Source organism: Vulgatibacter sp. (assembly GCF_041687135.1).
Taxonomy (GTDB): Bacteria; Myxococcota; Myxococcia; order Myxococcales; family Vulgatibacteraceae; genus JAWLCN01.
Genome location: NZ_JAWLCN010000014.1, coordinates 1 through 26,132 on the forward strand (window position 1 = coordinate 1; position 26,132 = coordinate 26,132).

At 70.2% G+C, this 26,132-nt stretch carries 25 protein-coding genes and 2 tRNA genes; 11 read left to right on the forward strand and 16 right to left on the reverse strand.

Features of this window, described 5'->3' with window-relative positions:
- The 5 genes from ACESMR_RS21795 to ACESMR_RS21815 form a co-directional block, all read right to left on the reverse strand.
- The coding region (locus ACESMR_RS21795; protein ID WP_373049243.1) for a GTP-binding protein at positions 1 to 417 on the reverse strand (417 nt) is incomplete at its 3' end.
- Between the two features lie 48 nt (positions 418 to 465).
- On the reverse strand, positions 466 to 2,544 hold the full coding sequence (fusA, locus tag ACESMR_RS21800; RefSeq protein WP_373049244.1) for an elongation factor G: 2,079 nt from the start codon (positions 2,542 to 2,544) through the stop codon (positions 466 to 468).
- A gap of 132 nt (positions 2,545 to 2,676) precedes the next feature.
- Entirely contained in the window at positions 2,677 to 3,147 is a 471-nt protein-coding gene (rpsG, locus tag ACESMR_RS21805) for a 30S ribosomal protein S7 (RefSeq protein ID WP_373049245.1), read from the reverse strand.
- A gap of 78 nt (positions 3,148 to 3,225) precedes the next feature.
- The gene (gene rpsL / locus ACESMR_RS21810; protein ID WP_373049246.1) at positions 3,226 to 3,597 is read right to left on the reverse strand and encodes a 30S ribosomal protein S12; all 372 of its coding nucleotides are present in this window, start codon (positions 3,595 to 3,597) and stop codon (positions 3,226 to 3,228) included.
- A gap of 279 nt (positions 3,598 to 3,876) precedes the next feature.
- Positions 3,877 to 4,230 carry a hypothetical protein gene (locus ACESMR_RS21815; RefSeq protein ID WP_373049247.1) on the reverse strand — a complete coding sequence of 118 codons (354 nt, stop codon included), beginning with the start codon at positions 4,228 to 4,230 and terminating at the stop codon, positions 3,877 to 3,879.
- 106 nt (positions 4,231 to 4,336) lie between these two features.
- Here ACESMR_RS21815 and ACESMR_RS21820 point away from each other — a divergent pair, with 106 nt between their 5' ends.
- Positions 4,337 to 5,932, forward strand: coding sequence for an HAD-IG family 5'-nucleotidase (locus ACESMR_RS21820; protein ID WP_373049248.1), 1,596 nt, complete (start codon positions 4,337 to 4,339; stop codon positions 5,930 to 5,932).
- 51 nt (positions 5,933 to 5,983) lie between these two features.
- On the opposite strand, the gene ACESMR_RS21825 is transcribed toward ACESMR_RS21820, so the two are convergent.
- Positions 5,984 to 6,082 (reverse strand) — tRNA-Sec (locus ACESMR_RS21825).
- A gap of 392 nt (positions 6,083 to 6,474) precedes the next feature.
- Between ACESMR_RS21825 and ACESMR_RS21830 the strand changes: the two genes are divergently transcribed.
- Positions 6,475 to 7,380 (forward strand): transglycosylase domain-containing protein, encoded by a 906-nt coding sequence (locus tag ACESMR_RS21830; RefSeq protein ID WP_373049249.1) that lies wholly within the window; start codon positions 6,475 to 6,477, stop codon positions 7,378 to 7,380.
- Between the two features lie 3 nt (positions 7,381 to 7,383).
- On the opposite strand, the gene ACESMR_RS21835 is transcribed toward ACESMR_RS21830, so the two are convergent.
- The 4 genes from ACESMR_RS21835 to ACESMR_RS21850 are packed head-to-tail and all read right to left on the reverse strand — an operon-like array spanning position 7,384 to position 11,340.
- Positions 7,384 to 8,400 (reverse strand): hypothetical protein, encoded by a 1,017-nt coding sequence (locus tag ACESMR_RS21835; RefSeq protein WP_373049250.1) that lies wholly within the window; start codon positions 8,398 to 8,400, stop codon positions 7,384 to 7,386.
- A 2-nt stretch (positions 8,401 to 8,402) separates the two neighbouring features.
- Positions 8,403 to 9,986: a caspase family protein gene (locus ACESMR_RS21840; protein ID WP_373049251.1), complete on the reverse strand. Its 1,584-nt coding sequence runs from the start codon at positions 9,984 to 9,986 to the stop codon at positions 8,403 to 8,405.
- Positions 9,986 to 10,747, reverse strand: a complete 762-nt coding sequence (locus tag ACESMR_RS21845; protein WP_373049252.1) for an ACP synthase — start codon at positions 10,745 to 10,747, stop codon at positions 9,986 to 9,988. The genes ACESMR_RS21840 and ACESMR_RS21845 overlap by 1 nt, the downstream gene beginning before the upstream one ends.
- Positions 10,744 to 11,340 carry an RNA polymerase sigma factor gene (locus ACESMR_RS21850; protein ID WP_373049253.1) on the reverse strand — a complete coding sequence of 199 codons (597 nt, stop codon included), beginning with the start codon at positions 11,338 to 11,340 and terminating at the stop codon, positions 10,744 to 10,746. Before ACESMR_RS21850 ends, ACESMR_RS21845 begins: the two co-directional genes overlap by 4 nt.
- 146 nt (positions 11,341 to 11,486) lie before the next feature.
- Here ACESMR_RS21850 and ACESMR_RS21855 point away from each other — a divergent pair.
- Positions 11,487 to 11,562: transfer RNA gene (locus ACESMR_RS21855), tRNA-Thr, on the forward strand.
- A gap of 57 nt (positions 11,563 to 11,619) precedes the next feature.
- Here the strand turns inward: ACESMR_RS21855 and ACESMR_RS21860 are convergent.
- On the reverse strand, positions 11,620 to 12,645 hold the full coding sequence (locus ACESMR_RS21860; protein ID WP_373049254.1) for an SGNH/GDSL hydrolase family protein: 1,026 nt from the start codon (positions 12,643 to 12,645) through the stop codon (positions 11,620 to 11,622).
- A gap of 100 nt (positions 12,646 to 12,745) precedes the next feature.
- Between ACESMR_RS21860 and ACESMR_RS21865 the strand changes: the two genes are divergently transcribed.
- Entirely contained in the window at positions 12,746 to 13,288 is a 543-nt protein-coding gene (locus tag ACESMR_RS21865) for a GNAT family N-acetyltransferase (protein ID WP_373049255.1), read from the forward strand.
- A gap of 18 nt (positions 13,289 to 13,306) precedes the next feature.
- Here ACESMR_RS21865 and ACESMR_RS21870 read toward each other — a convergent pair whose 3' ends face one another.
- The gene (locus ACESMR_RS21870; protein ID WP_373049256.1) at positions 13,307 to 13,516 is read right to left on the reverse strand and encodes a hypothetical protein; all 210 of its coding nucleotides are present in this window, start codon (positions 13,514 to 13,516) and stop codon (positions 13,307 to 13,309) included.
- A 4-nt stretch (positions 13,517 to 13,520) separates the two neighbouring features.
- Here ACESMR_RS21870 and ACESMR_RS21875 point away from each other — a divergent pair, with 4 nt between their 5' ends.
- Positions 13,521 to 14,126 carry a hypothetical protein gene (locus ACESMR_RS21875; RefSeq protein ID WP_373049257.1) on the forward strand — a complete coding sequence of 202 codons (606 nt, stop codon included), beginning with the start codon at positions 13,521 to 13,523 and terminating at the stop codon, positions 14,124 to 14,126.
- An 821-nt stretch (positions 14,127 to 14,947) separates the two neighbouring features.
- On the opposite strand, the gene ACESMR_RS21880 is transcribed toward ACESMR_RS21875, so the two are convergent.
- Together ACESMR_RS21880 and ACESMR_RS21885 are read right to left on the reverse strand one after the other, a co-directional pair.
- Positions 14,948 to 15,589 (reverse strand): hypothetical protein, encoded by a 642-nt coding sequence (locus ACESMR_RS21880; protein WP_373049258.1) that lies wholly within the window; start codon positions 15,587 to 15,589, stop codon positions 14,948 to 14,950.
- Between the two features lie 58 nt (positions 15,590 to 15,647).
- On the reverse strand, positions 15,648 to 18,230 hold the full coding sequence (locus ACESMR_RS21885) for a M1 family metallopeptidase (protein WP_373049259.1): 2,583 nt from the start codon (positions 18,228 to 18,230) through the stop codon (positions 15,648 to 15,650).
- Between the two features lie 105 nt (positions 18,231 to 18,335).
- Between ACESMR_RS21885 and ACESMR_RS21890 the strand changes: the two genes are divergently transcribed.
- From ACESMR_RS21890 to ACESMR_RS21915, 6 genes are all read left to right on the forward strand, one after another.
- A complete protein-coding gene (locus tag ACESMR_RS21890) occupies positions 18,336 to 18,821 on the forward strand; it encodes a MarR family winged helix-turn-helix transcriptional regulator (RefSeq protein ID WP_373049260.1) in 486 nt (161 codons plus the stop codon).
- An 80-nt stretch (positions 18,822 to 18,901) separates the two neighbouring features.
- A complete protein-coding gene (arsH, locus tag ACESMR_RS21895; RefSeq protein ID WP_373049261.1) occupies positions 18,902 to 19,642 on the forward strand; it encodes an arsenical resistance protein ArsH in 741 nt (246 codons plus the stop codon).
- Between the two features lie 23 nt (positions 19,643 to 19,665).
- Positions 19,666 to 20,349: an SOS response-associated peptidase gene (locus tag ACESMR_RS21900; protein ID WP_373049262.1), complete on the forward strand. Its 684-nt coding sequence runs from the start codon at positions 19,666 to 19,668 to the stop codon at positions 20,347 to 20,349.
- A 265-nt stretch (positions 20,350 to 20,614) separates the two neighbouring features.
- Positions 20,615 to 21,181 (forward strand): hypothetical protein, encoded by a 567-nt coding sequence (locus tag ACESMR_RS21905; RefSeq protein ID WP_373049263.1) that lies wholly within the window; start codon positions 20,615 to 20,617, stop codon positions 21,179 to 21,181.
- A gap of 4 nt (positions 21,182 to 21,185) precedes the next feature.
- Positions 21,186 to 23,024 (forward strand): matrixin family metalloprotease, encoded by a 1,839-nt coding sequence (locus tag ACESMR_RS21910; protein WP_373049264.1) that lies wholly within the window; start codon positions 21,186 to 21,188, stop codon positions 23,022 to 23,024.
- A 247-nt stretch (positions 23,025 to 23,271) separates the two neighbouring features.
- Positions 23,272 to 24,804, forward strand: a complete 1,533-nt coding sequence (locus tag ACESMR_RS21915; protein WP_373049265.1) for a Glu/Leu/Phe/Val family dehydrogenase — start codon at positions 23,272 to 23,274, stop codon at positions 24,802 to 24,804.
- Between the two features lie 113 nt (positions 24,805 to 24,917).
- On the opposite strand, the gene ACESMR_RS21920 is transcribed toward ACESMR_RS21915, so the two are convergent.
- Together ACESMR_RS21920 and ACESMR_RS21925 are read right to left on the reverse strand one after the other, a co-directional pair.
- Positions 24,918 to 25,442, reverse strand: coding sequence for a hypothetical protein (locus ACESMR_RS21920; RefSeq protein ID WP_373049266.1), 525 nt, complete (start codon positions 25,440 to 25,442; stop codon positions 24,918 to 24,920).
- Positions 25,443 to 25,560: 118 nt separating this feature from the next.
- Positions 25,561 to 25,926: a PilZ domain-containing protein gene (locus ACESMR_RS21925; protein ID WP_373049267.1), complete on the reverse strand. Its 366-nt coding sequence runs from the start codon at positions 25,924 to 25,926 to the stop codon at positions 25,561 to 25,563.
- Positions 25,927 to 26,132: the final 206 nt, after the last annotated feature.

Here is a 26,132-nt window from a genome sequence, read left to right on the forward strand (position 1 = left end):
GTCGACCTTGTTCAGGAAGACGACGATGTAGGGGACGCCGACCTGGCGAGCGAGAAGGATGTGCTCGCGGGTCTGGGGCATCGGGCCGTCGGCGGCCGAAACCACCAGGATGGCGCCGTCCATCTGCGCCGCGCCCGTGATCATGTTCTTCACGTAGTCGGCGTGGCCGGGGCAGTCGACGTGGGCGTAGTGACGGTTGTCCGTCTCGTACTCCACGTGCGCGGTCGAAATGGTGATGCCGCGCTCACGCTCCTCGGGGGCCTTGTCGATCGAACCGTAGTCCATCGCCTGGGCAAAGCCCTTCTTCGACAGAACCTTGGTGATCGCGGCGGTCAGAGTGGTCTTGCCGTGATCGACGTGACCAATCGTCCCGATGTTCGCGTGCGGCTTCGTACGCTTGAAAGTCTCTTTGGACATCGCTCCTCCGAACTTCGCCGACCGGTTGGCCGGGCGGCCAACCTGTCTTCAGTACCCGCGGATCCTGGTGACGATCTCGTCGGCCAGGTTCTTCGGCACTTCCTGGTAATGCGCGAACTGCATGGTGTACGTCGCCCTTCCCTGCGTCTTGCTCCGCAGGTCGGTCGCGTACCCGAACATCTGGGCGAAGGGAACCTCCGCCCGAACAACCTGGAGACCGTGGCGCGGCTCCATACCCTGAATCCGGCCGCGACGCGAGTTGATATCGCCGATGACGTCGCCCATGAACTCGTCGGGCGTCTCGATCTCGCAGGCCATGATGGGCTCGAGCAGCACCGGACCGGCCTTTTCGGCCGCTTCCTTGAACGCCATCGAGCCCGCAATCTTGAAGGCGATCTCGCTCGAATCGACGTCGTGGTAGCTGCCGTCGAAGAGCTCGGCCTTCACGTCGACCACCGGGAAGCCGGCGAGGATGCCCCCGTCCAGCGCCTCGGCGATGCCCTTCTCCACCGGAGCGATGAACTCCTTCGGGATCACGCCGCCGGTGATGCCGTCGACGAACTCGAAGCCCTTGCCGGGCTCGTTGGGAGAGAGGCGGATCCAAACGTGGCCGAACTGGCCCTTGCCGCCGGTCTGCCGGATGTACTTGCCCTCGGCCTCCGCGGACGTCGTGATCGTCTCGCGGTAGGCGACCTGGGGCTTGCCGACGTTCGCCTGCACCTTGAACTCGCGCTGCAGGCGGTCGACGATGATCTCGAGGTGCAGCTCGCCCATGCCCGAGATGAGCGTCTGGCCGCTCTCCTCGTCGGTGCGCACCCGGAACGACGGATCCTCGATGGCCAGCCGCTGGAGCGAGACCGCCAGCTTCTCCTGGTCGGCCTTGGTCTTCGGCTCGATCGCCACGGCGATCACCGGCTCGGGGAACTCCATCTTCTCGAGGATGATGGGGTGCTTGTCGTCGCAGAGCGTATCGCCGGTGACGGCGAGCTTGAGGCCGACGGCAGCGGCGATGTCGCCGGAGTAGACCTCGTTGATCTCCTCGCGCTTGTTCGCGTGCATGCGCAGGAGGCGGCCGACGCGCTCGCGCTTGCCCTTCGCCGGGTTCCACACGGTCAGGCCCGACTCGAGCATGCCGGAGTAGACCCGGAAGAAGGTGAGCTGGCCCACGAACGGATCGTTCATGATCTTGAAGGCCAGCGCGCTGAAAGGCGCGTCGTCGGAGGTCGGGCGGCTGTCGTCCACGCCGTCGGGCGTCTTGCCCGTCACGTCGGGGACGTCGGTGGGAGCCGGCAGGTAGTCGACCACCGCGTCGAGGATCTGCTGGACGCCCTTGTTCTTGAAGGCGGAGCCGCAGAGCACCGGCGTGACCTTCAGCTCGATGGTCGCCTTGCGGAGGACGCGCTTGATCTCGCCTGTGGGGATCTCCTCGCCGCCGAGGTACTTCTCCATCAGCGCGTCGTCGCACTCGGCCAGGGCCTCGAGAAGCTCGGTCCGGGCCGCCTCGATCTCCTCGAGCTGCTCGGGCGTCGGCTCCTCGACCGCGAACTTCGCGCCCAGGTCCTCGTCGTCGAAGGTGATCGCCTTGCGCTCGATGACGTCGAGCACCCCGTGGAACGCCTCCTCCGCGCCGATCGGGAGGTAGATCGGATGCGCGTTGGTCTTGAGGCGATCGGCCATCATCGAAATGGCGCGGCGGAAGTCGGCACCGACGCGGTCCATCTTGTTGACGAAGGCGATGCGGGGGACGTGGTACTTGTTCGCCTGCCGCCAGACCGTCTCGGACTGGGGCTGCACACCGGCTACGGCGCAGAAGACGGCGACCGCACCGTCGAGGACGCGGAGCGAGCGCTCCACCTCGATGGTGAAATCGACGTGGCCGGGGGTGTCGATGATGTTGACGCGGTTTTCGCGCCAGAAGCAGGTGGTCGCGGCGGAGGTGATGGTGATGCCGCGCTCACGCTCCTGCTCCATCCAGTCCATGGTGGCAGCGCCCTCATGGACCTCACCGATCTTGTGGATGATGCCGGTGTAGAAAAGGATGCGCTCGGTCGTCGTGGTCTTGCCCGCGTCGATGTGGGCCATGATCCCGATGTTCCGCGTCCTCTCGAGGGGATAGAGGCGAGCCATGTTTCTCTTGCCTTTCCTCCCACCGGAAGGGGAGACGTCGGGCGGCCTGCAGCCACCACGGGGACAATCCAGAGCGCCGCCCGGGTCAGGGGCGGCGCGACGACCAAGCTTTCAGAGAGCGGTACTGCCGAATTACCAGCGGTAGTGGGCGAAGGCCTTGTTGGCCTCGGCCATCTTGTGCGTGTCCTCGCGCTTCTTCACCGCTGCGCCGCGGTTGTTGGCAGCGTCGAGGATCTCGCCCGCGAGCTTCTCGGCCATGGTCTTCTCGCCACGAGCGGACGAGTAGGTGATCAGCCAGCGCATGCCGAGGGCCACGCGGCGATCCTGGCGGACCTCCACGGGGACCTGGTAGGTGGCGCCACCGACGCGGCGGCTCTTCACCTCGAGCACCGGCTTGACGTTGTCGAGCGCCTTCTTGAAGAGCTTGAGGGGATCGTCGTTGAGCTTCGACTGGACGATGTCGAACGCACCGTAGACGATCTGCTCGGCGGTCGACTTCTTGCCGTCCCGCATCACGTCGTTCATGAACTTCGCCACGAGGCGGTCACCGAACTTAGGATCGGGGAGGATCTTGCGCTTCTCTACTTCGCGACGGCGAGGCATCTGAGTGTACCTTCGAAAGAATCAGGTGGTCGGCGCCTGCCGCTCCCGCGGCGGCGCCCTATTTCGCAGAACGTCCGCTTAGCCCGGCTTCTTCGCGCCGTACTTCGAGCGGCTCTGCTTGCGGTTGGCCACGCCGACGGAGTCGAGGCTGCCGCGAACGATGTGGTAGCGAACACCCGGGAGGTCCTTCACACGGCCGCCGCGGATGAGCACCACGGAGTGCTCCTGGAGGTTGTGACCCACGCCGGGGATGTACGAGGTGACCTCGATCCCGTTGGTGAGGCGAACACGAGCCACCTTCCGAAGCGCCGAGTTCGGCTTCTTGGGGGTGGTGGTGTAGACGCGGGTGCACACGCCACGCTTCTGGGGCGAGCCCTGGAGCGCCGGGGCCTTGTTCTTGGCCTCCATGGCCTGGCGGCCCTTCCGGATGAGCTGGTTGATCGTCGGCATTTCGATCCTGGCCTCCGGCGCGATGCGAATCGGAGGCGTCAAGTACTACATAAAAGAGCGCCGCATTATAGGGATCGGCAGATCCCTGTCAAGCGACGATCGGCAGATGAAAACCTTCGCACACCGACACGTGTTCCCTGTCGGGCGTCGCAGGAATCCGCGCCTTCTACGCAGGCGCCACTGCGCTGTCAAGCAGGTTGGAGGGGCCGAGCGTGTGAAACGCTCCTCCTTGCGATCGCTCCGCCTTCGGCTTCGCTGGAGAGTTTGCTTCACAAACTCTCAGCGCCCGCGCTGCTTGCGGGAAGTCCGACTCGCAGGGGCCGGACGCCTGCCGGGGCGGGCGGGCCGGGCCACGAAGACCGGCCGGAGGCGCTGCGGCAATACGTGAAACGGGAGCGAACAATAGGGGCATCGCTCGCATGCTTCGTCGAGCACGAGCCTGCAACCGGGGCAGCGGGTGCCCGGCTCGGCAGGTCGGGCCCGGGCCCTTCCGTCGAAGGGAGCGGCGCGGAGCACGCGCACCTCGCCGCCCTCGAGGCGCTCGAGCCTGTGCCGGACCGCAGCCAGCTCCGTCTCCAGGGCGGCAATCCGCTCCTCGAGATCCGCCCTTCCCTGCCGATTCCGGGTCGCCATCGGGCGGACTCTGCCACACGATGGGTGACAGGGCCACGCGAAGTGGCCATCCGACGCCCCCGGCCCGATGCGCCGGGCACCACGAATCGGGAACGGAAGACCAAGAATGGCACACCCGCAGATCCGCACCGGCGATGCAGCGACCGTCTCCCTCGATCCCGAGCTCCTGCGACTGCTCGAGCGCCCCAACGAGAGCCAGGTCCCCACGACCCGCCGCATCTACGTCAACCGCAACCTGCGGATGGACCAGATCGACCTGATCGGCTTCGACATGGACTACACCCTGGCCATCTACCACATGCGCCGGATCGAGCAGCTCTCCTTCGACATGACGCTGGCGCTGCTGGTCCGGCAGTTCGGCTACCCGCAGGTCGTCGAGTCGATCCGCTACGACCACCAATTTGTGATGCGGGGCCTCGTGGTCGACAAGGAGCAGGGCAACCTCCTCAAGATGGACCGCTTCAACCACGTCGGGCGGGTCTACCACGGCAGGCAGCTCCTCGACCGGGAGGCGTGGCGGCGGCTCTACCGCGACGAGAAGATCCGGCTCTCCTCCCCCCGCTACGCCTGGATCGACACCCTCTTCGCCCTGCCCGAGGCCTCGATGTACGCCGAAGTGATCGAGCTGCTCGAGGGCCGGGGCGAGAGGGTCGACTACGGCAAGCTTTACGACGACATCCGCGAGGCGATCGACACGGTCCATCGCGACGGCTCGCTCAAGACCGAGATCACAAAGGACCTGCCAGCCTACGTCTTCCGGGATCCGGAGCTGGGCCCTGCGCTGCACAAGCTCCGCTCCGGCGGCAAGAAGCTCTTCGTCCTCACCAACTCGCTCTTCGACTACACCGACGCGGTGATGAGCCACCTCCTCGACGGGCAACTCCCCGAGTACCCGTCCTGGCGCAACTACTTCGACCTGGTGGTGGTGGGCGGATCCAAGCCGCGCTTCTTCACCGAGCGCCATCCCTTCGTCGAGCTCGACGAGTCGGGGGCGGTGCAGGCGGAGGCCCAGAGCCTCGAGCGCGGGAAGATCTACCAGGGCGGCAACCTCGTCGACCTCGAGCGGATGGCAGGGTTCGGCGGGGAGCGGGTCCTCTACGTCGGCGACCACATCTACGGCGACATCCTCAAGTCCAAGAAGACGTCCCTCTGGCGCACCTGCATGATCGTCGAGGAGCTGGAGGAGGAGTTGGCCCACATGGAGGCGAGCGCCGATCAGATGCGCCACCTGGCGGAGGCGGAGCGGCTCCGGGCCCGGCTGGAGGACGAGCTCGGCCTGCAGAAGGCGCGGCTCAACGCGCTGGACCGCAAGCTCGAGCGCGGCGACGTGGAGGGACGCAGCCCGGCGGAGCTGGAGGCGATGCGGCAGGAGGCCAAGCGGGATCTCGAGCGGGTCCGCAGGGCGGTCCGCGAGATCGACGGGATGGTCGGGCACCTCGCCGAGTCGCTGGAGAGCGGGTTCAACCGCTATTGGGGGCTGATCTTCAAGGAGGGGAACGAGAACAGCCGGTTCGGCGAGCAGGTCGAGGACTACGCCTGCCTCTACACCAGCCGGGTCTCCAATTTCCTCTTCTCCTCGCCGATGCAATACTTCCGCTCGCCGCGGGAGGTGATGCCCCACGAGGTGGGCTTCGAGGCGCTCTCCCCCTTCGGCGGGGATTCGCGCAGGCCCGGCGACCGCATGGCGGATCGGGGCGGCTGAAACGCTGGCGCCCTCCCCTGCCGGGTCGGCCTCGACCCGGTGGGGGCAGCGTGGCGGTAGTGCACGGGAATCGAACCCGCCCGAAGCGCCTCTCGGCACCCCACACCGGTTTTGAAGACCGGGCCGGTCACCAGATCCGGACGCACTACCGCAGCGGAGGCTACGCGCCCCGTCGCGGGGTCGCAACGAATCGATGCAGGCGGGCGGAAAAGAAAAGCGGGGACGGCAACCGGCGAAGTGGGGGGGGATCTTCGCTCGGGTACCGTCCCCGCAGACTTTTCCTCCCACCGCCGGTTGGCGGAGGGATGGAAGGGGCATCGGCAGTCTGGTGGGGGGTACCGCCGCCGACGCGCCCTTCGCCCTGGAGAAGGAGCAAGTCCGGTGCCAACGCCAGATCCGCCCGGAGCGGCGATTCGCGGCACCCCGGGGCGTGAGGACTTTGCAGATGTGAAGCGAGCCGTTGCAGATCTGCAACGGCGTGGCGCGGGAGCCGGTGGCGGCGGCTTGACGCTCCGTACGCCTCCCCCCTACGGTCCGCGCCGATGGCGCGATTCGGCAAGAAAAAGCGGACGGTTGCAGCGGTCCTCGCGGGCCTCCTCCTGATCTGGGTGGCGGTGACCTGGGCCACCCTCCCCGCGGTCGGGAAGCTGGCGACGGAGAACCCGAAGACCACGGCGCTGATCGAGGCCCGGGCCCGGGAGGCGGAGGCCGCCGGCAGGAAGCCGCTGCGGCGGCAGCGCTGGGTGCCCCTCTCCGCCGTGGCGCCGGCTGCGGTGCAGGCGGTGATCGCTTCGGAGGACGCGCGCTTCTGGCAGCACGAGGGCGTCGACACCGTGGAGCTGGAGATCGCGCTCGAAGAGGCCTTGGAGCGGAAGGAGCTCGGCAGGGGCGCCTCGACCATCACCCAGCAGCTGGCCAAGAACCTCTGGCTCAGCGGGGACAGGAGCCTCCTCCGGAAGCTGAAGGAGCTCGTGCTGGCTCGGCGCCTCGAGAAGGAGCTGGAGAAGAGCCGGATCCTCGCGCTCTATCTCAACGTGGTCGAGTGGGGGCACGGGATCTACGGGATCGATGCGGCGGCCCGGGCCCACTTCGGCGTGGCGGCAGCGGCGCTCACGCCGGCGCAGGGCGCGATCCTGGCGGGGATGCTGCCGGCGCCGCTCCGGTGGACGCCCGGGGCGAAGCCGCCGGTGCTGCGCAGGCGGGCGCTGCGGATCGTGGGCAGCCTCGAGGTGGCGGGTCGGCTCTCCGCGGCGCAGGCCGCTGCGGCGCGGGTGGAGATCGAGGCGCGGCTCGGGCGCGGCAAACCGGCGCCGGCACCAACCCCGGCGGCCCCCGTGGTGGCCGAGCCGGCAACGGCGGAGAGCCCGCCCGAGCCCGAGGCGGCGGCAGCAGCCGAGGCGGAAGCGCCAGCCGAGGCGGAAGCACCACCAGAGGCGCCGGCGCCGTAGCGCCTACTCGAAGAGCGGCGGGAAGACGCAGCTCGCCTCGTCCCCCTCGGGACAGACGCCGCCCTCGCACTGCCGCACGTCGTCGCTGGAGAAGTAGGTCCGCTCAAGGCGCCCGTCCCAGCAGGTCTCGTTGCCGAAGGGGCCGGGGAAGGCCGAGCCCCGCAGCGTGATCCGCGCGTCGGAGCGCCCTGCCCTGTCGGCCCGCCAGCGCGCGCGCACCTCGACGAGATCCGCCTCGCCCTGCCCGTCGATGTCGGTGGGAAACTCGTAGCGCCAGGCGCCCCCGTCCCGATCCGCCTCCTGCACGAAGCGGATCGTCGCCGGCAGATCGTCCCGCTCGAAGTCGGCGTCCGCCTCCACGTGGCGCACGCCCCGCCGCAGGTCGTAGCGGATTTCGAGGCGGCGGGTGTCGTCCGTCGTCTCGAGCGAAGCAAGGCGGGCCTCGGTGGGATCCCAGGTGAAGTACCCAGCCCCGCGGGAGGCGCTGCCGCCGGAGGCCGGCACGAAGCTGCCACCGAGGAGCGGGATCCACCGCTGCTCCGCCGTCCGCGCTGCGGGCCGGATCTCCACCACCCAGCGGTATTCGTAGCCTTCGTCTCCCTCGCCCCGCTCCACCACCACCCGCGTCTCGCGGCGCTGGCGATCGGTCCGCGGCCCCTCGGGGAAGGGGCCCCAGACCCTGCGGTGATCCGCCCGCTCGGTGGGCTCGAGGGAGCGGACCGCGTCGAGGGTGCCGAGCACCAGCGCGGTGAAGGCGTTGATGCTCCGCGCCATCCGGTGCCCGTCGCAGAAGGGCTCTTGCTGCGCGGGCCTGCTGCAGATCCGCAGGCCGCTCCGCACCGTGCCGGTGGCCTCGCCCTCCAGCGCCTGGACCTGCGCCCCGGCGTCCGGCGCTGCGAGGTGCAGATCCGCTGCCCGCGGCAGCGCCTGCACGAAGGAGAGATCCTCGAGGGCCTCGTTGGAGATGTCGCCGCAGCCGGCGGCGGCGAGGAGCGCGAGGGTGATGGCGAGACGGCGCATGATCAGAACTCCATCCTCGCCCCGGCGCTCGCGTCCACGAAGCCGAGGGAGCGGTTCTCGTCGGCGGCGTAGAGGAGCCAGCTGGGGCGGAGGCGCGCGGTGAGCGCGAAGGAATCGGAGAGGTACCAGCCGAGCCCGGCGACGAGGCCCGGCGCGGTGGTGAGGAGCGACTGATCCTCGAGGAGGGGCTCGTCGAAGCGCCGCTCGAAGTAGACCAGGGCGAGGCGGGCGCCGACGAAGGGACGCACGGGACCGTGGAGGAGATCGACGGTGAGGCTCGCCCCTGCGGTCAGCGCCGAGAAGGCGTAGGCATAGGCGAGGCCGCCGCTCTCGGTGGTGCCGGTGGCGCTGCCGAGGGCGAGATCGAGGCCGAGGTTCCAGCCCGGGCGCAGGTAGTCGCGGAGCTCCGCCTCGATCCCCAGGAGGCCGGTGTCGGGGAAATAGCCCTCGCGTACCGGGCCTGCGAGGAAGTGCTGGTAGCCGACGAGGGCGCCCATCGTCACCGAGGGCGCGCGGGCCCAGAGGTCGACCACACCCTTCACCGGATCGTCGTCGAAGTCGACGTCGTACATCGACGCGGGATCGAGTCGGGTCGCGCCGCGCTCGCGCACCTCCACCTCGCCGACGCGGAGCCTGTCGGGCAGGCGGGTCTTCACCAGATAGGCGCCGGGGGCCAGGGCCAGGCGGGCCTCGGCGCCGGGGCGCTTCTGGATCTCCGCGGCGACGAAGCGGCTCCCCTCCTCCACCACGAGGAAATCTCCCTCCAGCTCCGCCGGGAGCACGAGGAAGGAGACGGCCGGGCCGCGGAGATCGGTGAGGACTACGTCGCCCCTGCCGGCGAGATCGAAGGCGAAGGTGGGGTGCTGCGGGCCGGCGCTAGTCTGCACCGTGCCGGCCACCGTGCGGTCGTAGGCGTAGGCATAGGCCTCGGCGAGGGTGACGCGGCGGTCGCCCGACGCGTCGGCCTCGCCGAGCATCCCGGAGACCAGGGCGTGGGTGAAGAAGGAGCCGCTGATCCGGTCGCTCTCCTGCGAGTCCTCGTCGGTGGACGAGGAGGTGAGGATCACGAGCCCCTTGGCAGCGCGCGGGCCCGCGTCGACCTCGAAGGCGGGGACGCGGCGGGCGCCCTTGGTGCGGGTGATCGCGCCGGAGCGGCAGGCGTCGAGGAAGGCGATGCGCACCGCCGCACCGGAGGCGGCGAGGCGCTCCTTCAGCGTCGCCATCGCATAGGGCGTCGTCCCGAGGTGGAGCTGCCCGTCCTTCGCGTGGCCGGAGTAATAGAAAACGAGCTCGGTGCGTGCGCCTGCTGCCGCAGCGTGGGCGATGGCGGCCTCGGCCTCGGCAAGCTTTCGCTCCAGCGCCGCTGCGTCGCCGCCGAGGAGGAGGAAGGCGTCGCCCTCCGCCACGCCGCCGAGCCGGGCGAGGGCGTCGAGCACCCGGCGGGCGTCGCGCTCGGCGTAGCGCAGGGGCCTCGTGCCCGGGCCGCCCTCGGCGTTCGCCACCAGCACGGCGATGCGCCGCGCCGCCGCTGCTGCCGGAAGCGGCAGCAGGACGAGGGCGAGCAGGAGCGGCAGCAGGCAGCGCATCAGGGCTTGTTCACCAGCAGGTGCGACTGCTCGCCGGGGACGCCGGGGATGGTGGCCATCGCCGCGGCGGAGCCTGCGCTGCGGTGGGCGACGGCGAGGGCGCGGGCGAGCTCCGCGGTGGCGAGGGGGGCTTCGGAGAGGAAGAGGTAGATCCGCTCGGCCCCTTCTCCCTCGAAGGCGAGGGCGTCGGGAAGCCAGAGCGGCTTGCCCTTCTGCACGGCGAGGCTGGTTCCCCGGTGATCGTAGAGCGTGGTGACGATGCCGGCGTCGTCCACCGAGAGGGCGAGGGCCCAGGCGTAGTTGCCCGGATGGACACGCAGGCGGACGCGGTCGGTGGGCCCGAGCCGCTCGCCCTCCGCCGCGAGGCGGGACTGTCCCGCTCCGCCGACGAGCACGTCGAGGCCGGCGCCGCCCTTGATCCGCTCGGTGGCGGTGGGGGGCGCCTGCCGGAGCAGCGGCACCGCGACGAGGGCGGCGAGGGACGCGGCGAGAGCCAGAGGAAGCAACCTGCGCAGCGCGTGCTTGGGGGCCGGCTTCGCCCGGGCCGCCTCGAGGTGGCGCTCGACGCCGGGCCGGAAGCTCGCCAGCGGCGGCAGCGCCGCACGCTCGGCGTCGAGGCCGCGCCAGGTCGCGGTGCAGCGCTCGCAGCGCTCGAGGTGGGAGCGGACGCGTGCGGCAGCGGCGCCCTGGAGCTCGCCTGCATGAAGGCGGCGCAGGGCGAGGCCCGGGCAATCGGTGGCGGGTCCGAGCAGATCCCTCATGGCGTCTCCTCCGCAGGCAGCCCCAGCTCGGCCCGGGCTGCGGCGAGGAAGGTCCGCACCCGCTTGCGGACGGTGGGCACGGAGAGTCCGACCACCTGCGCCACCTCGTCCTGGCTCATCTCGTCGACGAGGTAGTGGACGGCGCAGGCCTGGGTCTCGAGGTCGAAGCGGGCGAGGAGCGAGCGCACCAGGGCGCGCTGATCGCCGCCGTCGTCAGCCTCGGAGCGCACGAGGGCGAGCTTCTTCACCTCGTCCCTCCAGAGCGCCCGGTTGGCCCGCAGCACGTTGAGGCAGTGGTGGGTGGCGATCTTGAGCAGCCAGGTGAGCGGCGAGGCCTCGCTGCGGAAGCCCTCGAGGTGGAGGAGCGCCCGGGCGAAGACCTCCTGCGCTGCGTCCTCGGCCTCCGCGTCGCCAAGGAGGTAGCGGCACCGCCCGAGGACCTGGCCGCCGTAGCGGTGGTAGAGCGCCGCCAGGTCGTCGTGGTGGTCGGCGCCGCCCTGGAGGACCTGGAGTCCCTTGCGTTCCAATCCCTTCCTCGCCTCCCCTTCCGGGCCGGGGGCCGCATGGTCGACGATGGCGATGGCGTTCCGCAAGCCGCGCCTCCCGCGGCGCACCGACGGGCGCGCCTGCAGGATGGACACGGCGGAAGGGCCGGAAGCGAAAGCGGTTGCGGCATTTTTTTGGAGGGATGTGCGCTTGACAGCCAAGGTGGCCGGTGGCAAAAACCGCGCAGCTTTTTGCCGGCATAGCTCAGTTGGTAGAGCAGCGCATTCGTAATGCGCAGGTCGCGGGTTCGATTCCCTCTGCCGGCACCAGACGAGGCCCCACGGTTCACGCCGTGGGGCCTTCGTTTTTCCCGCACCGGCCGCTCGTCACCCACCCGCTTGCAGGAACGCCCAGAGGACGTCGGCGAGCTGGCGATAGCCGCCGGGTGCCGGGTGGGCGCCGTCGTTCTGCCGCGCGACTGCCCGATCCGTGCGGCTGCTGGCCGGCGCCGGCAGGCCGAACGGGAAGCCGTGCACCGGGTCGATCGCCGTGTGGGTGGGCACGAGGTGGAGACCGGCGGATTCCCGACCCCGGTAGCGGTCGATCAGCGTCTGGCTCCAACACGTGATGTTCCGCTTGAACCGCCAGCGGGTGGGGAAGTTGCCGTAGCTCGCACCGAAGGCATCCTGGCTCGCCGCCGGCGGGGGCGGCGTGAGCAGGGCGATGCGCGTCCCGCCGCCTGCTGCCCGGATCGATGCGAGCAGATCGTCCAGCCGGTCGAACGACGCGCGTGCGAGCGCGACCGTCTCCTCGTCGCTGGTCCGGGAGAAACAATCGTTCGTCCCGAGCAGGATGCAGACCCAATCCGGCGGGGCGAAGCCGTTGCGCCCGAGATAGGCGGAGAAGTCGAGGCGGCCATCGATCCAGAAGGGGTTCGCAGCGTCGTTCCCGCAGTACTGCGGGATCGTCCAGCCGTTGCGTCCCTCGTGCCGGTTGGCCGCAGCGCCCCGGGTCCCGAGGAGCGTGAGCCCCATCGCATCGCCGCGCGCGAGCTCCAGCAGCTCCTCGGTCACGACGCCTGCAGCGGTGAGGCTGTCGCCGATGCAGAGCAAGGACCGGGTCTCACCAGCCCCGGCGGAGGAGGCGGCCACCACGAAGTCGGCGCCGGCGCTGGCGCACAGGGCGCCGGTCTCCTTGTCGTGGATCGAGAACTCGATTCGCCCGGTGCCTGGTTCGCGCGGCACACAGGTCCAGCGTTCCGCTTCGAGCCGCCCCAGCGGAAGATCCGAGACGCTCCAGTGGTACGAGTCGGCGCAGCCCGGGACCAGGTTGTCGAAGTAGACGTTGCCCTCGCGTCCGCAGGCGAAATAGAGCGCGGGGGGCAGGACGATCGGGGGGCGCTGCGCGGCCATGGAGCCTATCCTCGGTCGGGTTGAAGATGGCCCCCACTCTACCCGGGCTGCACCTGCGGCTCGGGAAAAGCCGCGCCCGCCCGCAGCGCGAGGAGAAGAGATGTTCCACTGGCCTGTCGACGCCGAGCTCTCGCTGCGGCTGCTCCACCTCTCCGATGCGGACGAGTTCTACGCGCTGGCGGACCGCAACCGCGACCACCTGCGGCGCTGGATTCCCGAGGTGGCGGCGACCACGCCGGACGAGACGCGCTCGTACATCGCCGGCACGATGGAGCGCTGGGCGCGGGACGAGGGCTTCTTCTGCGGCATCGTCTGCGAGGGCCACCTCGCAGGGGCGATGGGGATCCGCAAGGACGTGACCAACCGCTGCGCCTCGATCGGCTACTGGCTCGGGAGCGAGTTCGAAGGACGCGGGCTGGTCTCGCGGAGCGTGCGCGCGATCACCGATCACCTCGTCCGGGAGCGCGGTGTGGAGCGGGTCGAGATCCGGGCGGAGCCGGAGAACGGGCGGAGCCGGGCCGTCGCCGAGCGCTGCGGTTTCCTCCACGAGGGAACGCTGCGGCGTGCCGCCTGGGAACACGACCGCCTGGTCGACAGCTGCGTCTACGCGGTGCTCCGCGAGGAGTGGCTGGCGCGCACCTGAGCACCTGAGCGCCGCGCCCTACTCGCTCTTCGGCCGCGCCATGCCGTCGAGGACGACGACGACCGGATTGAGGACGAGCTCGGGGCTGGCGCCGCGCATCGTCCCCGGCACGATGTAATTGCGCTGCAGCATTTTGATCGTGCCGCCGCGTGGAATCATCTCCTCGGTCACCGTCATGCAGTTGGAGAGGCCGCTGCAATCGCGCGCGAGATAGTGGACGTAGAGCATCTCCGTGTTCCCCATCTCGCCCGCGAAAGTCGCCGCGCTTCCCTCCAGCTCCTTCCCGAGACGTTCGCCACCCCTGCAGCACCTCGAAATGGTTGGTCGCCAGGCTCACGTAGGTCGCGTTGCCGGTGGCGGTGCCGAGGGTCCCGACCACCGCCAAGACCTCGCCGTCGTCGACCGTGTAGGAATCGCTGAACTGCAGCTGGGTGTCCTGGTTGTAGCCGAAGCAGTTCATCGGGCGCTTCAGGCAATGCTGGCCGTAGAGGTCGAGCATCGTCTCCATGGTGTGCAGCGGGCTGGACGGCGCATCGGGTTGGGCCCACTGCTGCTTCACCGCTCGCACCAGACCGTAGAGGTCACCCTGCAGCCACTTCTCGTCCTTGCCGGCGCGCTCGTCGTAAGCGGCTTTCGGATACGGCTCGGTCGGCCGCTCGCGATTCGTGTCCCGGATGCGGAGGACGGTGAGCGGGAGCTCGGTGCGCCATCGCTCGCCGGCCTGCTGGTCCTTCGGCTCCGCGTAGCGCATGAGGATGATGAAATCGTCCGCCTCTTCCCCGAGGCCGATCCGGGCGACCTCCGACGACACCGGCTCGGTGGCGATCCGATCCGCTAAAGGCAGGCCGGACTGCACCAGCGCCTCGGCGATCGCCCGCTCCATCACCGCGTCCGGGGTGATCACGAGGGCGCGGTCCTGATCGAAGGCAGCGCCGGATTGCCGTTCGATGACGACGTCGTTGATCGCGTCGCCGAAGGTCGCGAAGGTGAGCACACGCGAGGGATTCGGAGCCTTGCTGAAGACGATCGCCCGCATCCGCTGCTCCGGGAGCCGCTGGTAGATCGGATCCGACGGATCCAGGCTGCCCGCGCGCGAGAAGACGTAGGTCTGCAGCCCGAAGTAGCCTGCAGGCGGCGGGAGATGCGCGAGGACGACGATCGCCTCGCGCTCGTCGAGACGGAAGGTCGCCCAGGTCTCCTCCGGCGGAGGGCCGAACGCGTCGCGGTGGTGCTCGTCCACGAACTCGTCGGGCCAGAGTGGAACGGCGGCGGTGATGCAGGGCGCCGTCGGGATGTTGGCGAGGCAATGGCCGATCGACTCGATGGGCGTATCTGCAGTCCTCGATCCGGAAGAGCTGGACGTGACCGGCGCCGAGCTCGTACCCGCGCGCCTCGAGGTTGGCGCGGAGCCGCCGGGCCGTCTCCTCCAGCGCGGCGGCCTGCTCTGCGGACGGGCCGGCGTCGTCCCCGCGCTGGGTCAGGCTGCATCCGGCGGCGATCAGGGATGGAACGAGCAAAGCGGCTGCGCGAATGAGCCACGTACGCATCGGGTCTCCCTTTCGTCCCCGGCGGGGAATAGGACCGGCGTCGATGCCCATGCGGCCGTCGCGCAGCAAGAGGCCCCGCCCACCTGGTGCGGCCCGCTACGGGAGCCGGCGATCAGTCCTGCGCCGCCTCGAGGGCGCGGAGGTGGGCCTCGGCGCCGCCTTCGTGCAGCCAGGTCAGGTAGACGGTGAAGGCGCCCGCCTGCGCCCGGTAGACGTCGACGGTGAGCTGCCAGTCGTCGTAGCGCGCCCGGTAGAAGACCCGGCCTTCGGCCCGGTAGTCGCTGCAGCGCCTGCTGCCGTAGCGGGGCCCCTCCTCGATCCGCTTCGGCTTGCCGTAGCTGGCCAGCACCATCTTGATCGCGCTCTCGAACGCCGCCGCCATCTCCCGGCAGGTGGCGATCCCCTCCATCGAGACGGTGAGGGCGTAGAGGTCCATGCGACCGTCACCGGCGGCCGGGGTGAAGCGCACGCCGAAGGTGGACGGATGAAAGTCGCCCACTTCCATCCGGCGCTTCGGGTCGGGCGCGAGCCAGCAGCTCTCGCCGCCGGCTGCGTCTGCGGCGAGGCAGGGCGCGAGGCCGTCCGCCAGGGCGGCGCGCTGGGTCACCGGCGTGAAGCCGAAGGGGAAATGGGGCGCGAGCTTCACGCCCCGGGCCCGCTTCACCGCCGCCTCGAGGGGCGACGCGGCGGGGGCCGGCGCCGGCGCGGCGAGGGTCACCAGGGCCAGGGCTGTCGACAGGGCAGGCATGCGCATGGTCCACCACCTCGTGGACCCACCTATCCCCTGAGCGCCGCAAGCCAAGGGCCTTCTTTCAGCGCGCCCCTTCGTGTCGGGCGAGCCAGGCCGAGAGGCGCGGCCCTTCGCGCTTCCGGAGCGCCGCGTAGAGATCGATCTCCTCCAGGGCCTGCTGCAGCGCCCGCCGGGCCTCCTCCACCGGATGCTTCGCGAAGAAGCGCTCGATCTCGCGCTTGTGCTTCGCGGGGAGCCGTCCCGTGGCCTCGACCAGGTGGGAGATCGCCATCGGGCCGGTGCGCCCCGCCACCGCCGCCCAGTTGCGCTGGAGGAAGCGCCAGGTTGCCACCGCCTGCGTCGGCCGGGCGAAGAGCGCGCGGAGCACGGAGACGAGCTGCTCCTGGGGGATGGTCTCGCCCAGGGTGAGGGAGAGGACCTCGCGCAGCGGGCCGCTCTTCTCCACCGCGGCGAGGGCGCGGAGGTAGCGCGACTGCTCCTCCGGGGAGGCGCGGCGCTCGCGGCGGGCGAGGTATTCGCCGACCAGGCGATCGACGCGCTTCCTGTCGGCCCGGATCGCCGACAGGCGCACCACCACGCCGGCGAGGTTCGGCTCGACGGCCGACGGATCCGCCGCCTCCACCTCGGCGAGCGCCGTGGCGCGGTCGAGGACCGCCTCGTCCCTGCAGAGCTCGCCGAGCACGCCGACCAGCTCCGCCCTGGCGACGGCGCGATCGGGGCCCTCGTCCGCGGCTCCCTCCCAGCCGAGCGCCGCCAGCGCCGGCGCGAAGAGCTGGTGGAGGAAGCGCCGGAGCGCGGGGACCGTGGCCTCGTCGGCGAGGCGATGGAGGAGGACCGCCGCCCGGGCGGCCATCGCCTCCACCACCACGTAGTCGGCGTCGCCGCGGAAGGCGGCGAGCAGGTCGAGGAAGCGATCGATGGGCTGTGCCCCGGCGAGCACCAGCGCCCAGACGTCGTCGAGCAGCGCCTGCCGCTCGGCGGGCGTGAGCTCGCGCACCGCGCCGGCGACCGCATCGAGGAGCTTTTCGGAGAGTTCGACCCGGTAGAAGCCGATCGAGTCGGCGTTGCCGTGAACCCAGACCGCCCTGCCCGGCAGCTCGATCGCCTCCTCGCGCTCCCGCACCAGCGCGCGGTGCACGTGGGTGCGCTTGCCGTCGCTCCAGCGGATCTGCAGCGGCAGAAACCAGCGGACGTTGCCGGTGTCGCGGAGATCGTGGCGGGCGAAGAAGCGCCGCTGCGCCACGTGGAGGACGGTGCGCCCCGCCCGCTCCGATGCTTCGAAGTGGACCACGGGAAAGCCCGCCTGCTCGGTCCAGCTCTGCGCCACCGTGTCGACGTCGATGTCGGCGGCGACGCCGATGGCGTGCCAGAGATCGGCGCCGGCGGCGTTGCGATCCTTGTAGCGCCGCATGTACGAGCGCAGGCCCTCGCGGAAGGGGCCCTCGCCGATCCACGCCTCGAGCTGCCGGAGGACGCAGCACCCCTTGTAATAGGTGATGGCGTCGAACATCTCCGTGGCCTGCGCCGGGCTCTCCACCGGCGCGTAGATCGGGTGGGTGCTCTCCAGCGCGTCGAGCCCCATGGCGGCGCGGCGGAGGACGAGGAAGTCGTCCCAGATCCGCCAGTCGGGGCGCCACCCGTCCACGGCCTTGTGGCTGATCCAGGTGGCGAAGGCCTCGTTGAGCCAGAGATCGTCCCACCAATGCATGGTGACGCGGTTGCCGAACCACTGGTGCGCGATCTCGTGGGCGATGGTCTCGGCGATCTGTTTGCGGCCGTGCCAGGAGGCGGTGGCCTCGTCGAGGAGGAGGAGCTGCTGCCGGTAGAAGATCGCGCCCGCGTTCTCCATCGCCCCCGCGTCGAAGCCCGGCACCGCCACCTGATCGATCTTCGCGTAATGGTAGCGCTGGGCGAAGTAGGTGGTGAACCACGGCAGCACCGCGTCGGTGACCTCTTCCGCGAACTCCGCCTGCGCGAGCTTGCCCTCGGGGACGACGACACGGCAGGGGACGCCGCGAACGTGCCGCACCTGCGTCGCGTCGAAGCGCCCGACGGCGACCGCCGCGAGATAGGTCGGCAGCACCGGCGTGGGCTCGAAGCGGTGGACGGCGAGGCCGGTCTTCGGATCCTTGCGGCTGCCCTTCGGCACGCCGTTGGTGATCACGGTGAGGCCGGGGTCGGTACGCACCGTCCAGGTGAAGGTCGCCTTGCGGTCCGGCTCGTCGAAGCAGGGGAAGATCGCCCGGGCGTCTGCCGCCTCGCACTGGCTCGCCACCGCGACCTCCGGGCCGCTGCGCGCCAGGTAGAGACCGTGCATGCGCGGGTCGAGCCTGCCGGCGAAGGTGAGCTCGAGGGTGAGGTCGCCCTGGGGCAGCTCGCGATCGAAGTGGAGGGATGCGGTCTCGCGGGCGTGCTGGTAGCGCACGGTTGCCGGGATCCGCTTGCGGCCCACGCGCGCCGCCACCTCGCCGAGCTTGAGGCCCCGGGCGTGGAGCACGATCGAGTCGGTGGCAGCCGCGAGGCACACCTCGATCGCGACCGATCCCGAGAAGCCCTTGCGCCGGGGCGTGGTGGTGAGATCGATCGCATAGGCCTGGGGAACGATCTCCCGCGGCAACCGGTAGCCTGCTTCAGGGTGGGCCATCCGGCGATGCTATCGTGGCAGCGGTCGGGCCGCGTGGGCGAAGTGAAGCGACGCCACGCGACTGCATCGGTTGACAGGATGGGGCGCCGCCCCTATTGGTTGCCCATGTCAACCAAAGTGCTGGGACCAAAAGGGAATGCCACGGGCATCCCGGAGGCAGCGGCGCGGGAGCTGGACGAGCTGCTGACGACGCTGGTGGAGGCGATCGGCGCCGGTGACGAAGAGCGGATCTGCTGCCACGACATCACCCTCTCCGACTACCGCGCGCTCCGGGTCGTCCAAGCCCGCGGCTTGCCGGCGATCCAGGACGTGGTCGACGCGCTCGGGGTGAGCAAGAGCGGGGCGACCCGCATCGTCGACCGGCTGGAGCGCAAGGGCTACGTGCGCCGCGAGCGGGGCCAGCACGACGACGGCCGCTTCTGCTGCCTGCGGCTCACGCCCGGCGGGGAGCGGCTGCTCCAGCGCATCGATGCGGAGACCCTGCCGCGGCGACAGGCGCTACTCGCCAGCATCGATCCCGCCCGGCGCGCGTCGGTGCTGGAAGGGCTGCGCCTGCTCGGCAGCGCCATCCGCCAAATCGAACGCTCGTAGCGCGCGCTGCCTACCGGCGGCCGGTTTTTGCGGCCCAATGGTTGATCAAATCAACCAATTACAACGAAGGAACCCTCGCCATGACCGACCTTCCCCACGCTTCTCCCCGCCATCTCGACGTGCCTTCGCTGTCGGCGTTGGCGCCCCGCCGTGTCTCGACCCATCCGCCCCGGATCCTGCTCCTCTACGGATCGGTCCGCGAACGGTCCTACAGCCGGTTGCTGGTGCTCGAGGCGGAGCGCTTGCTCCGCCACTTCGGCGCCGAGACCCGCGTCTTCGACCCGCGGGGCCTCCCGCAGCCGGATGGTGCCCCTGCCGACCATCCGAAGGTCGCCGAGCTGCGGAGGCTCTCGCTCTGGTCGGAGGGGCAGGTCTGGTGTTCTCCGGAGCGACACGGGACGCTGACCAGCGTGCTCAAGGGGCAGATCGACTGGCTGCCGCTGGAGGCCGGCGGCGTGCGGCCGACCCAGGGGAGGACCCTGGCGGTCATGCAGGTCTCCGGCGGCTCGCAATCCTTCAACACCGTCAACGCGCTCCGCGTCCTCGGGCGCTGGATGCGGATGGTGACGATCCCCAACCAATCCTCGGTGCCGAAGGCCTGGCAGGAGTTCGACGAGGACGGGCGCATGAAACCGTCGCCCTATTACGACCGGGTCGTGGACGTCATGGAGGAGCTCGTCAAATTCACCCTGCTCGTTCGCGACCGCTCCGACTACCTCGTCGATCGCTACAGCGAGCGGAAGGAGCGCGGCCCCGTCGATCCGACGAAGGATCCCGCCTCGATCGCCATGCGGCACGAAGCAGGTCCGAGCCGCGCCTGAGCGGATGCGTTACGCTCCCTCGCATGTGTGGCCGCTTCACCCTCGCCGTCGACGCAGCCGAGCTCGAGGCAGCCTTCGCGCTCGCCTCGCAGGTCCGCCTCGAGCCCCGCTACAACATCGCTCCCACGCAGCCCGTGCCGGCGGTGCGCCTCGGCCCCGGGGGCAGGGAGCTGGCGGAGCTGCGCTGGGGCCTCATCCCCCGCTGGGCGGACGATTCGAAGATCGGGCACCGGCTGATCAACGCCCGGGCGGAGTCGGTGGCCGAGAAGCCCGCCTTCCGCGACGCCTTCCGGCACCGGCGCTGCGTGGTGCCCGCCACCGGCTTCTACGAATGGCGCAAGGAGGGGAAGCGCAAGCTGCCCTACCTCGTGCGCCGGCGGGACGGCGCCGTCTTCGGCATCGCCGGCCTCTGGGAGCGATGGCGCGGCCCCACCGGGCCGGTCGAGAGCTGCACCCTGCTCACCCGCCCCGCAGCGGGACCGGTGGCGCAGCTCCACGACCGGATGCCCGTGGCCCTGCGGCCCGACGAGCTCGGCCCCTGGCTCGATCCCGCGGCGGATCCGGACGGCGCGAGCCTCGCCCTCCCCTTCGACACGGACGCCTGGGAGGCGGTGCCGGTGAACCCTGCCGTGAACGATCCGAAGCACGAGGGGGCGGACTGCATCGAGCCCTTCGACGCCGACGCCGGTCCCCCCTCGTCGAGGTAGGCGCCCCCGTGGGCGGGGCAGCGCCGGCCACCCCACCCCCCCCGACAAAACCGCCCACTATCACACCCGGGCCACGTACCAGTGGTAGCAACGGCGCCGTCGACAACGACTGCATGTGAAGCTGGCAACTCTGCGTGAACACAGGTGGATTTCAGCCAGCGAGGGGCTGTCCCGGCTCCTGCGGATCTTGCTGTTCCACATAGTTGCCCGCCCTTCGTGCCGGCCGTAGCATGCCGCCCTCGCCAAGCGTTCCGGAGACGACAACATGAAGGCGTTCTGCACCCGAGGCTTCTTCCCGCTGGTTCTTCTCGCGCTGCTCGGCCTCGCGTTGCCGGCAGGCGCTACCGTGGTCCGCTTCCTCTCGATGGAGGAGCACATCGGCCTCTCGCAGCTGATCGTGCGGGTCCGCGCGGGCAACGCCAGCACCACCACCAGCGAGAAGGACGGCAGGCCGCGGACCGATCGGCGCTACACCATCGTCGAGACCTACAAGGGCGGCTACGGCCCCGGTAAGGAGATCGTGGTCCGGCAGATGCGCGGCAACACCGCCGAGGGCATGCTCGCCATCCCCGGGGATCCCGAGCTTCGGGAGGGGGAGGAGGCGATCCTCTTCCTCGCGACGGACGACAAGGGTTTCGCGTATCTCACCGCCCTGGCGCAGTCGAAGTACAACGTGACGCGGGATCGCTCGGGCGCCTGGGTGCAGCGCAACTTCGATGGCCTCGCCTTCGCCATGGGCGAGGACGGACTCGTCGTCGAGCCGGGCGACGAGGCGCCAGTCTCCCTCGAGCTCTTCGAGAAGACCCTCGCCACCATCATGCAGGGGAAGTGAAGCCATGAGCGCAGGACGGTACCGGTGGCTCCTTTCGCTGGTGACGCTGGCGCTGCTCGCAGCGCCGTTCCCCGCCGCTGCCTACGCCTTCATCTTCGAGGGGGGGTGCGCCCCGAACCACGGTGCCGCCTGGAATCTGCTCAACGGTCCCTCGCGCTGGTACCTGGAGCAGAGCGGCTACGCGGGGATGCCGGTCGCCGACGTGGAGACGGTGCTCGAGGATGCGATGGACACCTGGGCCGCTCCCTGCTGCTCGGCCTTCCAGCACCAATATCTGGGCACGACCACGACCTCGGCGATGGAGCAGAACGCCGCCAACGTGGTCGAGTTCGAAGACGGAAGCTGGCCGCGTGAGTTCGGCGCGGTCACCTCCACCATCGCCGTGACCATCCCGGTGGCGATGTCGAATTGCACCCTGGTGCAGGCCGACATGGTCTTCAACGCGGTGGGCTTCACCTTCCGCAACGACGGCAGGGTCACCGACCTGCAGTCGATCGCCACCCACGAGTTCGGCCACTGGCTCGGCCTCGATCACACCAACGCCACCGGCGGCACGATGCTGCCCTACTACTCCAACGGCACCGCGGAGCGGACGCTCACGCAGGACGACATCGACGGCGTCTGCGCGCTCTACCCCGCCTCCTGCGGTGGCTGCACCGGCGACGGCGACTGCATCACCGGCGAGATCTGCGACGCCGGCACCTGCGTCGCCCAGCCGTGCACCGACAGCGCCGAATGCAGCGCCGGCGCCTTCTGCTGGAAGGGGAGCTGCACCCCCGGCTGCAAGGCGGACGGCGAATGCGACGCAGGCCAGGTCTGCAACGACGGCAGCTGCATCCGCGACCCCGCCACCTGCTCGATCTGCGCGACCTGCGCCAGCTCCGCCGATTGCGGCGGCGACGCCTACCTCTGCGTCGACCTCGACGGAAGCGGCGTCGGCGCCTGCACCAGGACGTGCGCGTCGAACGCCGACTGCGACGGCGACTCCTTCTGCAGGACCTTCACCGACGGCAGCCAGTTCTGCTTCGCTCCCAGCACCACCGCGCTCTGCCCGGACGAGTACGTCTGCGACGCCGCCGGGGCCCCGAGCTGCCCGGGCCTGTGGGATCGCTGCCTCACCGACGACCATTGCGGCAGCGGGATCTGCGCCAGGACCGAGAACGGGAACCGCTGCACCTGCGACTGCGCCGTCGACGCGGATTGCGGCCTCGACGCCCGGTGCATGGACGACGGGGCCGGCGGGACGATGTGCGTCCCCACCTCCGCCATCGACCCCTGCGACGGCGTGAGCTGCGCCGAGCCCCTTATCTGCACCGAGGGCGCCTGCGTCGATCCCTGCGACGGCGTGACCTGCCCCGAGGGCTGGAGCTGCGCAGGCGGCGCGTGCATCTCGCCCTGCGGCGACTGCGAAGCCGGCACCACCTGCGACGTCGAGACCCGAAACTGCGTCCCGGCGGATCCCTGCGCGGGGATCGATTGTGCCGAGGGCGAGCGCTGTGTCGAGGGGGCCTGCGTCCCCGGCGACCCGTGTGACGGCGTCAGCTGCGGCGCCACCGAGCGCTGCGAGGCGGGCGCCTGCGTCCCGCTCGACGGCGAGGCCTGCGGCGACCGGATCTGCGGCACGGGCGAGCGCTGCGTCGACGGCAGCTGCAGGCTGGCAGCGGGATGCGGCGGCGGCTGCCCCACCGGATCGCAGTGCGTCGACGGAACCTGCGCCCCGGCCCCCGGAAGCGGCGGCGGCGATGGGGGCGATGGCTGCGCGGCAGCTGCCGGCACCGGCCCGAGCGGCCTGGCGCTCGCCGGAATCGCGCTCGCTGCGTGGCGCCGGCGCCGCCTCGGGTGAGCGCCGCGCGTGCACGCACGGGCAGTCCGGGATCGGGCCACCGAGACCGACGCGACACGTTTCTCCAGTTTCGGCGGCGGCTTGTCTTCCCCCTTGGTGAACCAAGCGATCTCGACGCATCGCAACACGCGGTTATCACACGGCTTCCACGCTTGCTTACGGGGGGGTACGGGCCTAGGATGCCCGCGCCTTCGACACGGGATTCTCCGTGCGAAGCTTGATCCGCAAGGACACGGAAAACGGAATCATGAGAGTGCCGTCCACCGAGAAGCGGAAGACCGTCTACACGGAGGCGATGGAAGTCTTCCACGCTGCCGCTGACCTCATTGGGCTCGACCGCCGCGTTCGTCTGGAGCTCGAGGAGCCCGACTACGAGCACATCTTCTACGTCACGGCGACGCTGAACGATCGCCTCGCGCCGCTGCCGAAGAGCGAGCACGCTCGCTACGAGAAGCTCGCCTCGTCGCAGATCCGCAACCCTGCAGGCCTGACGCCGCTCTACGACGGCAAGTTCATCCTGCGGCACGACGCCCTCCGTGGCGCCGACCTCCACGTCGAGAACGGCGTGATCCGCCTTGGCGAGAAGGGCCTCTTCCGCATCGAGGAGGGCCAGGCCAAGCGCTTCAAGGCCTACCGCGTCCAGCACAACCAGGCGCGCGGCCCGTACAAGGGCGGCATCCGCTACCACAAGGACGTCTCGCTCGACCTCTTCAAGGTTCTCGCCTCCGAGATGACCTGGAAGACGGCGATCGCCAACGTTCCCTTCGGCGGCGGCAAGGGCGGCATCAAGATCGATCCCCGCCAGTACAGCAGCGACGAGCTCGAGGCGATCACGCTCCGCTACATGTACAAGATGAAGCAGCTGATCGGCCCCGACGTCGACATCCCGGCGCCGGACGTCGGCACCAACGGGGAGGTCATGGCGTGGATGTTCCGCCAGTTCTCCGACGGTGAGCGCGAGCGCCACACGATGCGCGGCATCGTCACCGGCAAGGACACCCGCATCGGCGGCTCCGAAGGCCGCGTGAAGGCCACGGGCCAGGGCCTCGCCTACTGCGTCGAGGAGTGGTTCAAGGACAAGCAGCTGCCGATCAAGGGCTCCCGGATGATCGTCCAGGGCTTCGGCAACGTGGGCCAGGCGGCCTCCGAGATCCTCGTCGCCATGGGCGCGCGGATCGTCGCGGTGCAGGACGCCGACGGCACCATCTACAACCCGGACGGCATCGACGTCGCTGCGCTCACCGAGTACGTCTACGCCAACAAGGACAACCTCAAGAAGTCGGTGGGTGGCTTCCCCGGCGCCCAGGAGATCTCCAAGTCGGATTTCTGGGCCGTCGACTGCGAGGTCGTCCTCCCCTGCGCGCTGGGCAACGCCATCGACGCGGACGTCGCCTCGAAGATCAAGGCGAAGCTCGTGGCCGAGGGCGCGAACCACCCGACCTCGCCCGAGGGCGACGAGATCCTCGCCTCCCGCGGCATCGATCTGATCCCGGACATCATCGCCAACGCCGGCGGTGTGACCGTCTCGTACTACGAGTGGATCCAGAACAAGCGGATGGAGCACTGGACCGAGGCAGAGGTCAACGCCCGGCTCGAGTTCGCCATCAAGTCGAACTACCGGATCATCCAGGACATCGCGCTCAACCGTCCGCGGAAGACCCCCGAGTTCGATTCGCGCGGCTTCGTGGTGGGCAAGCAGCTCCCCGCCCGCACCGCCGCCATGGTCCTCGCCCTCAAGCGGATCGAGGCCCACTACCTCATCGAGGGCTTCTCGCAGTAGCCCACCGCCCCGCCGCCTCCGCGGCGGTGCACGATGCAGGACCGAAGGCCCCGCGCGCCGCAAGGCAGCGGGGCCTTCCCGTTCCTGCGCCGTCGACGGCCCCGCCTCCGGGCTCACGCGCAGCGACGGGACGCGCCGTCGGCGATCACCGCCTCCACCACCCCGAGGATCCGCCCGTCCTCCGGCACGCCGGCAAGGCCCGCGCCGCCCTCCACGCAGAGGCGGATCGAGCGGCGGTCCACCACCGCCACCAGCTCGCCCCGCTCCGCCCTGCGCCGGGAGAGGACGACCCGCGCCCCCTCGCGGACCAGCCGCCCGTCGATCCGCCCGGCGGACTGCACCCGATAGACCGCGAGGCCCTGCCGCTCCTCGTCGACGCCGGGCACCGCCCCGGTCGCCGGCACGAGGAGGGGCGCACCACGCCGCGGCCCGGGGAGGACCTCGACGATCGTTCCCGCGGGAACGGCGAAGCCCCGTCCGCGCCGAGCCTGCCGCCTGGCGCGTTGGGGCACCACCGAACGCGCGAGCGCGAGGGCAGCGCCTGCGTCGGGCAGCTCCTGCACGGAGGCGGCGATGTCGAGGAGAGCGCCCCAGGCAGCGGTGGCGGGGCAGAGGGCGAGAGCGGTGGAACGGACCATGGCGGGCTCCTTCGCGAGCGGTTCCTCCGGCCGGAAGGGCCGGAGGCGTCGACACCCGGGGAGCCTAGCGCAGGGGTCTGACATTGGACCCCGGAGCGCCCTGCGAGGCGCAGCCGGATCAGTGCGGCAGCGCCGCTGCGGGAACGGGAGCGGCGAAGACCGACTCGCCCTCGTCGAGGAAGCCGAGGAAGCGCAGGCCCATGCCGCGGAGCGCGGCGGTACCGTTGCGGGCGCCGTACTCGAGCACGCACTGGTACCGGACCTCGGCCTTCGCCGACATCTCGATCCCCGCGCGCTCGTCGGCGAAGCAGATCGTGAGCTGCCCCTTGAGCGGGTGCGGATCCCGGGTCTCGATGAAGATCCCGCCCTCGGAGATGTTGCGGGCGATGCCCCGCCAGATCCCCTCATGGGAGCTGAGATAGACGGGAAAGGCCTTGTCGAATCGCGAAGAGCGGCGCCGTTCGGCTGCGGTGGACTGGCTCATGTCTTCACCTGTTGGGGGCGGCAGGCCCCTGCAGGCACCAAGGTACCGATGTAGGACAAGGTAACCAAAATCCCGACCACGACCCACCTGTGGGAAAGGAGCAGGGGCTCGCCCCACGTTCGGATGCATAGCTTTCGGGGAGAAACCGAAATGGCCCGCGCCGCAGGAGGGGCGGGCTGCCGAGGGCGGCGGCGATGGGAGAGCTC

Coding starts and splice junctions, on each gene's coding strand:
- arsH (WP_373049261.1), top strand. CDS start 18,902: ATGACCGACCTTCCCCACGCTTCTCCCCGCCATCTCGACGTGCCTTCG.
- ACESMR_RS21915 (WP_373049265.1), top strand. CDS start 23,272: ATGAGAGTGCCGTCCACCGAGAAGCGGAAGACCGTCTACACGGAGGCG.
- rpsL (WP_373049246.1), bottom strand. CDS start 3,597: ATGCCGACGATCAACCAGCTCATCCGGAAGGGCCGCCAGGCCATGGAG.
- ACESMR_RS21925 (WP_373049267.1), bottom strand. CDS start 25,926: ATGAGCCAGTCCACCGCAGCCGAACGGCGCCGCTCTTCGCGATTCGAC.
- ACESMR_RS21845 (WP_373049252.1), bottom strand. CDS start 10,747: ATGAGGGATCTGCTCGGACCCGCCACCGATTGCCCGGGCCTCGCCCTG.
- ACESMR_RS21865 (WP_373049255.1), top strand. CDS start 12,746: ATGTTCCACTGGCCTGTCGACGCCGAGCTCTCGCTGCGGCTGCTCCAC.
- ACESMR_RS21870 (WP_373049256.1), bottom strand. CDS start 13,516: ATGCTCTACGTCCACTATCTCGCGCGCGATTGCAGCGGCCTCTCCAAC.
- ACESMR_RS21880 (WP_373049258.1), bottom strand. CDS start 15,589: ATGCGCATGCCTGCCCTGTCGACAGCCCTGGCCCTGGTGACCCTCGCC.
- ACESMR_RS21840 (WP_373049251.1), bottom strand. CDS start 9,986: ATGCGCTGCCTGCTGCCGCTCCTGCTCGCCCTCGTCCTGCTGCCGCTT.
- ACESMR_RS21900 (WP_373049262.1), top strand. CDS start 19,666: ATGTGTGGCCGCTTCACCCTCGCCGTCGACGCAGCCGAGCTCGAGGCA.
- ACESMR_RS21920 (WP_373049266.1), bottom strand. CDS start 25,442: ATGGTCCGTTCCACCGCTCTCGCCCTCTGCCCCGCCACCGCTGCCTGG.
- ACESMR_RS21910 (WP_373049264.1), top strand. CDS start 21,186: ATGAGCGCAGGACGGTACCGGTGGCTCCTTTCGCTGGTGACGCTGGCG.
- ACESMR_RS21815 (WP_373049247.1), bottom strand. CDS start 4,230: ATGGCGACCCGGAATCGGCAGGGAAGGGCGGATCTCGAGGAGCGGATT.
- fusA (WP_373049244.1), bottom strand. CDS start 2,544: ATGGCTCGCCTCTATCCCCTCGAGAGGACGCGGAACATCGGGATCATG.
- ACESMR_RS21890 (WP_373049260.1), top strand. CDS start 18,336: ATGTCAACCAAAGTGCTGGGACCAAAAGGGAATGCCACGGGCATCCCG.
- ACESMR_RS21820 (WP_373049248.1), top strand. CDS start 4,337: ATGGCACACCCGCAGATCCGCACCGGCGATGCAGCGACCGTCTCCCTC.
- ACESMR_RS21905 (WP_373049263.1), top strand. CDS start 20,615: ATGAAGGCGTTCTGCACCCGAGGCTTCTTCCCGCTGGTTCTTCTCGCG.
- ACESMR_RS21835 (WP_373049250.1), bottom strand. CDS start 8,400: ATGCGCCGTCTCGCCATCACCCTCGCGCTCCTCGCCGCCGCCGGCTGC.
- ACESMR_RS21860 (WP_373049254.1), bottom strand. CDS start 12,645: ATGGCCGCGCAGCGCCCCCCGATCGTCCTGCCCCCCGCGCTCTATTTC.
- ACESMR_RS21830 (WP_373049249.1), top strand. CDS start 6,475: ATGGCGCGATTCGGCAAGAAAAAGCGGACGGTTGCAGCGGTCCTCGCG.
- rpsG (WP_373049245.1), bottom strand. CDS start 3,147: ATGCCTCGCCGTCGCGAAGTAGAGAAGCGCAAGATCCTCCCCGATCCT.
- ACESMR_RS21885 (WP_373049259.1), bottom strand. CDS start 18,230: ATGGCCCACCCTGAAGCAGGCTACCGGTTGCCGCGGGAGATCGTTCCC.